Consider the following 12,314-nt stretch of genomic DNA (forward strand, 5'->3'; position numbering starts at 1 on the left):
CAAATGATTTAACCTCTGGTTGATCTTTAATATGTATAGCGTCATGTGTGCAACGCGATAATATTAGTTTAAGTTATGATGTTTTCCGTCATTATTTGGAGATAGCATCATATATTGTATCGTTGCTGTCTCTAATGAAATAGATAATGGTAGTTTATTGCTATGCAAAGTTAACGTAGCTAAAGGATGATTAGATTGATTTATTTGTTGTAATACTTGTGGATCAATAAACGTATGGTTCAATTGTGCAGAAATCATATTCGTAATCAATCCGTGCTCAGGATTTAAAATTCTATTAAATACAAAATACTCATTTGTATAAGGTGTCGTAACGGATATAACTAAAGGCGCTGTATTTGTTAATGCATTATTTTTGTTAATGAGTAACATATGAAAATTACTATTCACCTTACAAACAATGCCGTTTGGTAAGCGCAATATATATTGATCAATAAATGGTGCTAATAAACTATAAATATAAACAATTGGCATCGTATTTTGATGTTGATCTATAAGCATGACCTGATCATCATCAGCTGCATAAAGTGGAAAGCCGATTCCAGCTATTTTCCCATTTAAGTCTAATAAAAGGCGAGATAATAATATATGTGATTCACTTATACTATTTTCGTAGTATTTTAATAAACTGCTATAAGTCACATTGTTAATAATTAACTTATTTGAATGTGGTACGAGATAGCTAATAAATTGCATAAATGTTTGCTTTAAGTCAGAACAGGGCTGAATAAATTTGTCGTGAACTAATTCATGAAATAACTTAAGATCACTATTAATATAATAATTAGTTGCAGGATACATTGTGATTGCATTGATTATTTCAGGTATCGTTTGATATTCAGTTAAAAGATTATCTATTACAATACCTATGCCCATATTGCGATATCTCTGAGTTAGTAATTGCATGATAGATTGGAAGTATTCGTCTTCCCAATTTGCAGGATTAAATATCAATGTCAGATACCTTAATATAGATTGACGTTTATCTGTTTTGGCCAATGGCCTGATAATTGCGTTATGTATGGAATGGAAATGATCAACAGTTGCAACGTTTAATGTAACTTTAAAGTCATTACTTGCTAACCGTTGGATAATATTTAACAATTTCTGTAACTCTAAATTATTAAGATATTTAATGTCTACATTATTAATGTGTAAATTCACTCTTGAGAAATTTTCCGCAATCAATGACTCAAAATGACTTTCTGAAAAATTAATCAGTTCATATAAATTGTTTAGTTGAATCACGTTAACCATTGGTTCAAAGTAATTGTTAAATTGTAAGTCATCTAAATTTATATTAGAAATTACATTGTTCTTTAATTTAATATTCTGTTTTAGTTGAGATAAATATTTCGAAATATATTCAACGTCTGTATGAATTTTGACAGGGTGATCGCCTTTCATACTACGATAGTGATAAATAAATTTTTTTGGAGGCATATGAACAAAACTTTTAAAATGCTTTGAATAAGTGCTCACGTTATTAAAGCTGTACTGTGTTGCAGTTTCATGTATAGATTTACTATGTTGTACTAAATCATACAAGGATAATGCGACTTTTAAGGATGATACATAAAACTTAAAATTTATATTGAGCATTCTTGAGAACATAATAGAAATATAGGATTGTGAAATGAAGAATTTTTTTGAGACATCTTGTGTAGTTAAATGCTCATGTATATTTAAATTAACGTAGCGAATTAATTTTTGTGCCAGTAAATTTTTGGTTCGTAAAGTAGGTACATAAGTAGTATGTAATGTGACTTTGGCTTCCTTTAACAAAAAATCAACAATGTCTGCTACGTAATGTAACTGACCATTGGTCAAATAGGCTTCATTATATAAAATTTGTAATACCAAAGTTCTGAATTGATCAATATTACGAATTTGTGCAAAATCAAAATAACAATTGGATAAAAATTGCTCTTGTTCAAAAAAAATGGGAAGTGGAATCTTTAATTCGACAACATCATCTAATTTAATCATTTGATATAAATCTGAATTATTTATAATTAATCCATTATCAACGGACAAAATAATTCCATTTAAATTAACCTTACATGGTTTATTTAATGGAAGTAGTATAATAATTTGGTTTATGCAGCGCGTAAATTCAGTTGAATAATCTTTTCTTACACTTAATGAGCTAATCATAAATACCACCTAAGTCAGAAATTAGAACTATCAGTTAATAGTAATAAAATCATTGTACATCTGTAATAAGAAAAAAGAATGATAATCCCACATTATTATTAAAGTGACGATATAAATTAATAAATAGCACTTTTGCGGAGAATTTTTCAAAAATTGTAAGTAAATTAATAATAATTTGAAGTGGTGTAGTAATAAACGTATAATCTTATGGTTAATATGTTAAAAGATAAAAAAAGAGATCTAAAAACACTGCCTGAAAGTGACTTTAGATCTCTTATTATTTTCGTCCATAGGAACGAAGTTATACTGAGAATGTTGTGTTATTTACTTTGTTTAAATGGGTGCATAAAGTTTAATTCTGGGAATGGAATATAACTATGATGATAGATGGCAAGTTAAATAGCCGTTCATAACACATGAAATACATCCTCATACAATATTATATAACTAATAATCTTCTAATACAATATACAATTATTTTGTTATTTAATTTATTATAGGCTTTAACTGAGCTGTTTGTTATTGAAGGATACACGAATTGTCAGATTAAACGAATGTGAAAATTTACAATAAGATTTATTTGCTGTCTTTTCTATATAGATCATATGCTTTGTAAAGAAATAAAATAATCGTAATGACTAAAAATAGAGTAAATAGACCATTGAAGATGGAATTGCTATAAATTTTAAAAATTGTAATAGAACTTAAGCCTTCTAAAAATACTGAACCGGTTGTTTTAATTTCAAAAAGATCAAATGCAAGTAGCGTTAATGAGATAAGCGTCATGTATCCGAGCGTAATAATAAAGAGGTTAAACAAATCGACGAAAAATATTTTTCTCATAACAACCAGCCTCCTCTCTTACTTTTATATTGCCAACTAATCAATGATTTAAAGCTTGGTTTAATATAATTTACATAAAATTTACAATCAATAATTAGGTGGTACACAGAGTGGTTGTCGAACAAATATAATATTTATTGATAATAAATTAACTAAAATTACAAGATTCGTAAACAAATTTAATTCTAAATTGTTTTGAATGTGTGTTTATTGTGTAAAATAATAAGTAAGTTTCATTTTTATGGAGTTGCAGAGGAGGGAAAGTATGTATAAGGCTATTATTTTTGATGTGTATGGTACTTTGTTTGATATGGATTCATTAAAAAATGAAATGATTGAGTTTGATGAAGATACTGCAACAAAGATTACTAAGTTATGGCAAAAGACTCAATTAAGACATATGTTTATGAGGCAGGTTATGCAAAGATATATCCCTTTTGATGAATTGACGAAAGACTCACTACGACATACTTTAAATGTTTATGATATTCAATATAATAGAGAAGATATTAATAGATTGTTTGAAGCATTTTTTAATTTAAATTATTACAAGGAGATACCTAAATCATTAGCCAATTTAAGAGATAAAAATATTGATGTAGGTATACTATCAAATGGTAATGATAATATGTTAATGCCACTCATAGATAATTCAGAACTAGGTGGATATATCGACACACTTATTAGTGTTAATGAAATTAAACAATATAAACCGAGTGCTGCAAGTTATGCACTTGTATTAGAGTATTATCATATGAATAGAGAAGATATATTATTTGTCTCTTCAAACTCATGGGATATTACTGGTGCTAGTAACTTTGGATTTGATACAGCTTGGGTAAATCGAACAAATAAAAAGTTTGATGTAAACGGTCCAACACCATCGATAACGGTAAGTAATGTGAGCGAAATGGTGAAATGGCTAGAGTTAAATCATAAATAAAAAAGCAGTAAAATTCATGTTTAAGTCGACATGAATTTACTGCTTTTTTTATATTTAGCGAAGCTAAATATGCTTATAAAAATAAGGAGAACTTTAAAATTAAAAAAACTATATTCGCTACACAAATAATATATCATGAATAAATGATATTGTGACCTAACAGTTATGTCACATTTAGAATTTTACTATGGAATTTAGGCTTCCAATAATATAAAAAGATTGCAGTTATCTCTACAAAGATTATGAAAATTTTATTTAATTCAAACATACATAAGCATAAAATGGGTATGGTTAAGCAGTAATAAAATTCATGAATAATAAAATAGTTATTAAAATTATTGTTAAAAGATATTAATTAGGAGGGCATCATGGTTATTTCAAAAAGGTTCACAGCAATTGCATTACCTGTATTTTGCATTATTTTAGTACTCGCTTTATTTATTGATTTGCCAGTATCTAAACATTTTATGAATCAAAATTCAATCTTTGGGACAGTATTTCAAGATTTAGGTCTTTTTCCGCCAACTGTTATTTTGATTCTTTCAATGATTATTTTGAATTTTTATGTGTTTTCAAAGTTTGAAAGTAAATTGATTAAATATATCATTTTATTTTTATCTTTTATTTATACTTTGATAAAAACTAATACTTTGGTATCTGAAACATTTAAGTATATCTTTGCAACAATGGACAATATTGAACGACATAAGCCATTAGGTGTGGCTAGTAATGAAGGTGATACCAGCAATGCATTACCAATGGGGCTAAGTTTCTTAATCACATTCATTTTACTTATGTTAATTACATTATTTGTTACAAAATTTTGGTTACAACAAGTGACTCAAACAGAGATAGAAAGATTAGTTCGCGTTGCATTTGTTAGCTTTTTTGTATTATTAGTAGGATTAGAAACGATTGATAGTTTGAAGGAATTATGGGGGCGAGCAAGACCTTATGAAATTGGTCATGACGGCGCACATTTTACAAATTGGCTTACAATCAATGGTAATACTGGTCACAGTTCATTTCCATCTGGTCATACAACAGATGCGGCTTATTTAATGTTTTGGGCATTTTACTTTAAAACACGTGTAGCCCAAAAGCGTATGTTTATTATTGCATTTATGTTTACTATTATCATGTGTGTGAGTCGTTTGCGTATTGGTGCACATTTCTTAGGCGATGTAACTATGGCCTTTACATTAATTACTTTATTGATGATAGCAGCAGATTATATGATTTATAAATGGAATGCAAAACACTTACATTAAAATGGAACAGAACATTAATATAAGTACCTAGGATCCTGTTTGTTAAACAGAATCTTAGGTTTTTATTGTACTAGATTATGTTTATATTAATTTTCAAATTTATTTGTAATTATTTTTTATTAGTGTTAAGTTTAATTTAGAATTTAATAAGAATTGCTAGGGGTGCTTGTTAGCTGAAAGAGACATTAGTCTCAACCCTTTGAACCTGATCTGGTTAGTACCAGCGTAGGGAAGCAGAAAAGTACAGTATAAATGGAAAGTCTATAGAGTAGACTTTTATTTACTGTCGCTTCACTAAATATGTGATTTTCGACCAGGTCTCCTAGCAATAATAAAATGCTAAGGAGTTTTTTTATGAAACAAGAAAAAATAGAATTAAAAAAGCAATTTCCATCAAGTCAAAGGATTTGGGTGAGTGGAGAAGATCCAGATATTCAAGTTCCATTTAGAGAGATACAACTTTCCCCAACAGTAACAGAAGAAGGAACAACGGTTAACAAACCGGTGTTAGTCTATGACACTGCAGGACCATATCATGATACTAGTTATACAGTTGACGTGCAAAAAGGTATACCCAAATTAAGAACACCATGGATAGAAGATAGAAATGATACATTGGAATATGAAGGTAGGAAAATTGTCTCACTGGATAACGGATTTAAGTCTAATAATCATAAAAAATTTGTCGAGACACCATTTAAATATCAACCGAAAAAGGCAAAAACAGGACAAAATGTTACACAAATGCATTATGCGAAACAAGGTATTATCACGAAGGAAATGAAATTTGTAGCTAAGCGAGAAGATGTCTCACCTGAATATGTGCGTTCAGAAATTGCACGAGGACGTGCGATTATTCCTAATAATGTCAATCACCCTGAATCAGAACCAATGATTATAGGTAAAAACTTTCAAGTGAAAATAAATGCTAATATTGGTAATTCGGCAGTCAGTTCTTCTATAGAAGCTGAAATAGAAAAGTTGGTTTGGGGCATTCATTGGGGGGCTGATACGATTATGGATTTATCTACTGGTAAAAATATCCATGCTACGAGAGAATATCTATTGAGAAATTCCCCGGTTCCTGTTGGCACTGTGCCTATCTATCAAGCATTAGAAAAGGTAGATGGTTCTGCTAAGGACTTAACTTGGGAAATTTATCGCGATACTTTAATTGAACAAGCAGAACAAGGCGTTGACTACTTCACGATACACGCAGGCGTATTATTACGTTATGTCCCGACAACAGTGGATAGATTAACTGGTATTGTTTCAAGAGGTGGATCTATCATGGCACAATGGTGTTTAGCGCATCATGAAGAAAGCTTTTTATATACACATTTTGAAGAAATTTGTGAAATAATGAGCCGTTATGATATTGCAATTTCTCTTGGAGATGGATTAAGACCCGGATCAATATATGATGCAAATGATGAGAGCCAAATTCTGGAATTAAAGACATTAGGGGAATTAACTGCAATAGCTTGGGAATATGACGTACAAGTGATGATTGAAGGGCCAGGACATGTTCCGATGCATAAAATAAAGGAAAATCAAGACTTAGCTGATTTCCATTGTCAAGAAGCGCCTTTTTACACATTAGGTCCATTAACAACAGATATTGCACCAGCCTATGACCATATTACGTCTGCAATCGGGGCAGCCCAAATTGCTAGTTATGGTACAGCAATGCTTTGTTATGTTACTCCAAAAGAGCATCTGGGATTACCTAATAAAGACGATGTGAGAGAAGGTGTTGTCACGTATAAGATTGCAGCACATGCAGCTGACTTGGCAAAAGGTGTCAAAGGAGCACAACAAAGAGATGATGAAATTAGTAGAGCACGATTTGAATTTAGATGGTACGATCAATTTAATCTGTCGCTAGATCCTGATAAGGCACGTTCATATCATGATGAAACACTACCTGCTGAAGCAGCAAAGGTTGCCCATTTCTGCAGTATGTGTGGGCCTAAATTCTGTTCGATGCGTATCTCTCACGATTTAAGAAAGCACAATGATTTAAAAGAAGAAGGATTGAAACAAAAGTCTGAAGAATTTGTTTCAAAAGGTAGTAGGATTTACCGTTAGAGATAGAGTTTTGGGCGAAAATTCTCATTCTTAAAATAAGAGAACTATGCTATGAAGTGATGCTCCCTTTAAAGTAGTTACTGAAAAACGTAAACTTTGAAGGGAGCTTTTTATGACCAAAAGTAAATGAGTTTTACTAAATATAAACCACAGCGCATTATAAATTATATAATAATAGCGGTATAAAATATTGAGAAGTATTAGGTCGAGACTCCTGAGGAAACAGTGTCAGTTGAAGGCCGAGGCTGAGACGGCATCCTAGGAAAGTGAGCTGACAATATAAATATTGTAAAGTAAATCTGCTAGCTAAAAGTCTGAATGTATATAGCACAAATTAATGTTTCGTACTTTGAGAAGGGTTTAAATCTAATTGATAGAATACTAAATCTAACCATTTATCAAATTTATAACCTACATTTTGAATGGTTCCAGAATGTTTGAATTTAAATTTTTTATGCAAGTAAATACTATAATCATTCGTAGCGTCAATGCCTGCAACAAGTGTTCTATAGCCATTATTACGAGCAGTTTGGATGATTTCAGCCAGCAATTGTGATGCAATCCCTTTTCCTCTATGATGTTTATTTACATAAATAGAGTGTTCAATAGAATATTGATAAGCGGGCCAATCTCTAAATGTACCATAAGTAGCGAAGGCTATCGCTTCACCTCTTTCATCGTAAACAAGTACAGGCTCTTGTTTATTTAGTTTATTTTCAAACCAAGTTTCACGTGATGCCAAAGTTTGAGGTTTATAAGTATAAACAGCGGTAGTATTCAAGATCGCATCGTTGTATATTTCTAGTATATTCGGTAAATCTGATTGCTTAGCATGACGTATCATAGCGCATCCCACCTTATATTAAAGTAAATTAGAAATCACTATCACAGTTATAAAAGTATGGCATTCATAATTAATATGAAACACTTAGTTAAACCAAGATATTTACAATGAGTGATTTAATACTATTTAACACTTAATTATTAAGTTCTGCAATGTATTGTTGTAAAAATTCTCCTCATTTATTTAAATATTTGGAATGCGAAATAACATATGGGCTAGTCCAATTCTAAATGTATTGTGCTATACTTATATTCTGAAATATAAGTGCTAACATTAAAGGAGTATGAAAGAAATGAATAAGCTACTAAGGATAGTTGGTGTCATTTTTATTTTAATTGCAATTTACTTTTTAGCTAAGCCTCATATTGATAATTATTTAACAAAGAAAGCCGATGAAGATAAAATAACGGAATACGATAAAAAACAACAATTTTCTGGTGAGATTCCCAAAGATAAATCTAAAATGGTAGGCTATATTGAAGTGCCTGATGCTAAAATTAAAGCGCCAGTATTTCCAGGGCCCGCTACCCCGAAACAATTAGATCGAGGAATTAGTTTAGTTGAAGCGGACGAATCATTAAATGATCAAAATATAGCTATAGCTGGTCATACTTTCGAAGGCTCGGATACGTATCAATTTTCAAATTTACCTAAAGCACATAAAGGCAGTGTCGTTAACTTTAAAGTTGGGAAGGATAAGCGAAAGTACAAAATCTCAAAAATTTATGATGTGAAACCTAGTGATGTAAAAGTGCTAGATGAACAACAATCAAAGCAACACCAACTTACATTAATTACCTGTGATGATTATAATAAAAAGACAGGACAATGGGAAAAACGCAAAATATTTATTGCTAAAGCAGTATAAAGGATAACGAGTCTGGGATACAAATTCCAGAAAAACAGCACTCAGATGATTGAATTCAATTTATCTGAGTGCTGTTGTGTTTATACTATTCGTATTATTGGCTCGCTTTCCTAGGGGACAGCTTCAGCCTGTAGTCTTCAGCTCGTCCTGTTCCCACAGGAGTCTCGCCAAAATACACCAAATTTATATGTGATTATATATTAATACACCTTAAAAATAAGGCGCTTTCGTATAATTTAATAACCATTCTGTACTAAAGTAACAAGGTACCTTATGTATAAAGCGTATGGCATGTCTCAGACGCGTCTGAGATATATTTATTCATTTTTTAAAACATTAACAAAACGTTGCGTAATTTCTTTAGGCCGCGTGATAGCACTACCTACAACAGTACAATGTACCCCGAGTCTATCAACAATTTGTAGCATTTCTGGTGTGATAACATTACCCTCTGCAATGACTTTTGCATGTACATTGGATAATACATCTTTTAAAAATTGGAAGTCGTTTTCATATAGCACATGTCCGTGTGTATATTCAGTGTAACCACGTAATGTTGTACCAATGTAATCGAAACCTAATGCATCGGCGTGTTGGGCTTCTTCTATCGTTGAAATATCTGCCATAATTTCGATATGAGGTGCTTTATTACGGATATATTTAACTAAATCCGCAAGAGATTCATTGGGACGTGTTTGAGCTGTAGCATCTAAAGCAATTACGTCACAACCACTGTCGAGTAATTCATCTACCTCAGTACGTGTTGCAGTGATAAAGACTTTTGAACCAGGATAGTCTCTTTTAACAATCCCGATAATAGGTAAATCAACTTCCTTTTTAATTGCGATAATATCGTCCTTTGAATTTGCTCTAATACCAACAGCGCCACCTTGATAAGCAGCTAATGCCATCTTAGACATGATAAACGATGAATATAAGGGTTCATCTGCCAAAGCCTGGCAAGAAACAATTAAACCTTGAGGTAACATAATGACACACTCCATAACGTTTAGTAGTTTTTTCTTAACAGAATATTACTGATAGGTTTAATATAACATCGAGAAATTATTAATCAATAGATATATTTGTTATGAAAAATGTTTTCATTTATACTAGAGAAAATTAACTGAAAAGGGTGGTCATATAGTGAAGTTTGAAAATAGAGTGCAACGTTATCGCCAACGTTTTACCAAGACAGATAAGCAAATCGTAGAGTTTATTCAAAATAATGAATTTAATGATGATTTTTCTACAATTAATTCACTTGCTTATGCAATAGGAACTTCGCCAGCAACAATCACACGTTTTAGTAATAAGTTAGATTATGAAAATTTCCAAGATTTAAAATTTAATTTGCAACAAGAAATGACCAATAGGGAAATCGAAAATAGTCCATTGATTCAGCGTATACACAAATATCATCAAGATATTATCCAACAAACAGGTGAATTTATTTCTGATGAAAAAATTAAGCGTTTTGTTAATCAGATTAATCGAAGTAAGCAAATTATTTATGCTGGTTTAGGTAGTTCTGGACTGTCAGCAACAGAATTTTATTATCGCATGATGCGCTTGGGTTTAAAGGGGAATGTATCAACCGATGCACATCAAATGAAGATCGTTGCTTCATTATTGACGCAATCTGATACGTTTGTAGCTATTTCGAATAGTGGTGAAACTGTAGAATTGATTGCTGCAGCTAAAATTGCTCATGATAATGGGGCATTTGTGGTAGCAATCACTAATTATGAGGGCAGTTCAATAACTGAATGTGCAGATTTGGTATTAATTACGACTGATCAATCTAGAATCAATGATAGTAGATTTGTAAATACTCAAATCGCAACATTATTTTTGATTGATATTGTCAGTTATTTGTTGCTTGATGATGATTATATGCATCAAGTTTATCAAAATACAAAGAAAGTAATATTAGATGCGTAGTGTGTTATAGCGAGATTTGAAGCACGTCTGCCACGAGTGCCCTCAGCTGATAAATAATCCCCAGTATGTGTTAGTCCCGTGGGAATCGGCATATCACAGTTATCAAGTAATAGTAAGAAAGTACTTCGAATGATGATAATGTAAAGAAACAATCAAAGTGAATTAGTATTGCTTGGAATTAATAGGGAGACAGCATAATGCTGCCCTTTTTATCTATGTCCTGCTTGATTGTAGTACTTGTCTATCAAAACATTAAATAAAGCGCGAGTATTTAGCTGAATAATCTTACTAGCGAAAATATAAACAAAGTATCATAAAAACAAATATTACTGAGTTAAAATTTAGCAACCGCTCCAAATAATGCTGCATCATTTTGGCATTGCATTGTCTGTATGACCGCATGGCCATAATTATGTGGTAAATAAGTTGTTATATGTGGAACGATAAAGGACAAAAGTTTATCTTGTTGAGCAGAAATGCCGCCACCAATTAAGATAAGACCTGGATCATACATAATTTGAATTTGTGCTATACCTTCTGCTACTGATTGTCCCCAACGATTCAGTAACTTCTGAGCTTCTTGGTCACCTTCATGAGCATATTTGAAGATGAATGGTACATTAATATTCTTAAAATTTAAATTTGCTGCTAGTTGTGATTTAAGTGCAGTTGTTGATGCACGTTGCTCAAAGTTTGTTCCTTCTTCTGGATGGTAAAGTAAGTAACCAATCTCATTTGCGCGATGCCTTTCCCCACTATACAAGTTACATGTTTTCGAATAAAACGCGCCACCGATTCCAGTTCCAAGCGTCAGACAAAATATATTGTCGTAATCGTAATTATATTGTGATAATTCTCCTAATAGCGCAGCATTTACATCGTTATATACATGTACCTTAGCATTGAGAGGGGCTAACGCATTTTTAAAATTTGTTCCACTATAATTAGGTATAGTGGGTCCCGCATACACAATTTCCCCATTCACCTCATTCACAACACCAGCTGTAGAAATACCAACATTCAATTTATTTAAATTATATTGCACTTTAAATTGTTCCACTAAATGTATAACACAATCAATAATCAATTCATTTTGATTATCAGGAGTTGGAATAATTAGATGATCTATTATTTGATGATCATTTATCACTGCCGCTTTTATAGATGTGCCACCTACATCTACTGCTATTTTATAAGAAATCATAAGAGTCACTCCTTCTTTAAAATGATTTTTGATCGTTTTGAAAATATTTTTCATTAAAACATGATATAAATGGTTATATTTTTCAATAATCTATTGATACTCATTATGGTAGCGTTTACAATTTGAGTTGT

The 12,314-nt window shown here is 31.5% G+C and carries 10 protein-coding genes and 1 riboswitch; of the genes, 5 read left to right on the forward strand and 5 right to left on the reverse strand.

Translation table 11 applies throughout. From position 1 onward, the window contains the following. Nucleotides 1–63: 63 nt before the first annotated feature. Together ACF91D_RS10490 and ACF91D_RS10495 are read right to left on the reverse strand one after the other, a co-directional pair. Entirely contained in the window at nucleotides 64–2,175 is a 2,112-nt protein-coding gene (locus ACF91D_RS10490) for a helix-turn-helix domain-containing protein (RefSeq protein ID WP_119624439.1), read from the reverse strand. A gap of 576 nt (nucleotides 2,176–2,751) precedes the next feature. Continuing rightward, nucleotides 2,752–3,018 carry a hypothetical protein gene (locus ACF91D_RS10495; RefSeq protein ID WP_042740320.1) on the reverse strand — a complete coding sequence of 89 codons (267 nt, stop codon included), beginning with the start codon at nucleotides 3,016–3,018 and terminating at the stop codon, nucleotides 2,752–2,754. Between the two features lie 265 nt (nucleotides 3,019–3,283). Between ACF91D_RS10495 and ACF91D_RS10500 the strand changes: the two genes are divergently transcribed. The 3 genes from ACF91D_RS10500 to thiC all read left to right on the forward strand — a co-directional run bounded on the left by ACF91D_RS10500 (nucleotide 3,284) and on the right by thiC (nucleotide 7,323). Beyond that, entirely contained in the window at nucleotides 3,284–3,961 is a 678-nt protein-coding gene (locus tag ACF91D_RS10500) for a haloacid dehalogenase type II (RefSeq protein WP_107527965.1), read from the forward strand. Between the two features lie 368 nt (nucleotides 3,962–4,329). After that, on the forward strand, nucleotides 4,330–5,232 hold the full coding sequence (locus tag ACF91D_RS10505) for a phosphatase PAP2 family protein (RefSeq protein WP_107527909.1): 903 nt from the start codon (nucleotides 4,330–4,332) through the stop codon (nucleotides 5,230–5,232). A gap of 148 nt (nucleotides 5,233–5,380) precedes the next feature. Next, nucleotides 5,381–5,481, forward strand: a riboswitch (TPP riboswitch). Between the two features lie 105 nt (nucleotides 5,482–5,586). Next, nucleotides 5,587–7,323, forward strand: a complete 1,737-nt coding sequence (gene thiC / locus ACF91D_RS10510; RefSeq protein ID WP_107527908.1) for a phosphomethylpyrimidine synthase ThiC — start codon at nucleotides 5,587–5,589, stop codon at nucleotides 7,321–7,323. A 334-nt stretch (nucleotides 7,324–7,657) separates the two neighbouring features. On the opposite strand, the gene ACF91D_RS10515 is transcribed toward thiC, so the two are convergent. Continuing rightward, entirely contained in the window at nucleotides 7,658–8,167 is a 510-nt protein-coding gene (locus tag ACF91D_RS10515; RefSeq protein WP_392436993.1) for a GNAT family N-acetyltransferase, read from the reverse strand. A 283-nt stretch (nucleotides 8,168–8,450) separates the two neighbouring features. Between ACF91D_RS10515 and srtA the strand changes: the two genes are divergently transcribed. Then, nucleotides 8,451–9,035, forward strand: coding sequence for a class A sortase SrtA (gene srtA / locus ACF91D_RS10520; RefSeq protein ID WP_107512049.1), 585 nt, complete (start codon nucleotides 8,451–8,453; stop codon nucleotides 9,033–9,035). Between the two features lie 317 nt (nucleotides 9,036–9,352). Here srtA and ACF91D_RS10525 read toward each other — a convergent pair whose 3' ends face one another. Next, nucleotides 9,353–10,024, reverse strand: a complete 672-nt coding sequence (locus tag ACF91D_RS10525; protein WP_107528066.1) for an N-acetylmannosamine-6-phosphate 2-epimerase — start codon at nucleotides 10,022–10,024, stop codon at nucleotides 9,353–9,355. A 157-nt stretch (nucleotides 10,025–10,181) separates the two neighbouring features. On the opposite strand from ACF91D_RS10525, the gene ACF91D_RS10530 reads away from it, so the two are divergent. Continuing rightward, the gene (locus tag ACF91D_RS10530; RefSeq protein WP_119624440.1) at nucleotides 10,182–10,979 is read left to right on the forward strand and encodes a MurR/RpiR family transcriptional regulator; all 798 of its coding nucleotides are present in this window, start codon (nucleotides 10,182–10,184) and stop codon (nucleotides 10,977–10,979) included. Nucleotides 10,980–11,313: 334 nt separating this feature from the next. On the opposite strand, the gene ACF91D_RS10535 is transcribed toward ACF91D_RS10530, so the two are convergent. Then, complete coding sequence (locus ACF91D_RS10535; protein WP_107527329.1) at nucleotides 11,314–12,183, reverse strand: ROK family protein; 870 nt, start codon at nucleotides 12,181–12,183, stop codon at nucleotides 11,314–11,316. Nucleotides 12,184–12,314 lie beyond the last annotated feature (131 nt).

The organism is Staphylococcus sp. 231237_7MaSpsaltlick (genome assembly GCF_043107035.1).

Coding starts and splice junctions, on each gene's coding strand:
- srtA (WP_107512049.1), top strand. CDS start 8,451: ATGAAAGAAATGAATAAGCTACTAAGGATAGTTGGTGTCATTTTTATT.
- ACF91D_RS10490 (WP_119624439.1), bottom strand. CDS start 2,175: ATGATTAGCTCATTAAGTGTAAGAAAAGATTATTCAACTGAATTTACG.
- ACF91D_RS10515 (WP_392436993.1), bottom strand. CDS start 8,167: ATGATACGTCATGCTAAGCAATCAGATTTACCGAATATACTAGAAATA.
- ACF91D_RS10495 (WP_042740320.1), bottom strand. CDS start 3,018: ATGAGAAAAATATTTTTCGTCGATTTGTTTAACCTCTTTATTATTACG.
- thiC (WP_107527908.1), top strand. CDS start 5,587: ATGAAACAAGAAAAAATAGAATTAAAAAAGCAATTTCCATCAAGTCAA.
- ACF91D_RS10505 (WP_107527909.1), top strand. CDS start 4,330: ATGGTTATTTCAAAAAGGTTCACAGCAATTGCATTACCTGTATTTTGC.
- ACF91D_RS10525 (WP_107528066.1), bottom strand. CDS start 10,024: ATGTTACCTCAAGGTTTAATTGTTTCTTGCCAGGCTTTGGCAGATGAA.
- ACF91D_RS10535 (WP_107527329.1), bottom strand. CDS start 12,183: ATGATTTCTTATAAAATAGCAGTAGATGTAGGTGGCACATCTATAAAA.
- ACF91D_RS10500 (WP_107527965.1), top strand. CDS start 3,284: ATGTATAAGGCTATTATTTTTGATGTGTATGGTACTTTGTTTGATATG.